This window comes from Candidatus Infernicultor aquiphilus (genome assembly GCF_002784285.1).
Lineage (GTDB): Bacteria > Atribacterota > Phoenicimicrobiia > Phoenicimicrobiales > Phoenicimicrobiaceae > Infernicultor > Infernicultor aquiphilus.
In genome coordinates, this window is record NZ_PFKO01000225.1 from 1 (window position 1) to 299 (window position 299).

The 299-nt window shown below is 29.8% G+C and carries 1 protein-coding gene; it reads right to left on the bottom strand.

Annotated features, from left to right (window positions below):
* On the bottom strand, positions 1–299 hold a 299-nt coding region (locus tag COZ07_RS05860), incomplete at both ends, for a hypothetical protein (RefSeq protein ID WP_406607640.1).

Here is a 299-nt window from a genome sequence, read left to right on the forward strand (position 1 = left end):
TTAAATTAAAATTACCCGTACTTTTTGCCTTTATTTGATATAGATATAAAGAAGTTTCTCCAGCATTATTTTCATCTCCAATTTCCCAAATCTGTTTTAAACCAATTCCCAATCCTTTATTTTCCATCCAATCTACATAAAGTGTTCCATAAGATTTTTCATCAATGTAATAATTAAAATTTGTTTTTATAAACCAGCCCTCGGTACTATTTTGTCCAATTTTAGGGAGGATAGGAAGCTGGGTTTTACGGTCTAAAAAGATTAAAAAGTAGGGGAGAGTAATAATTTTGGTTTTACCT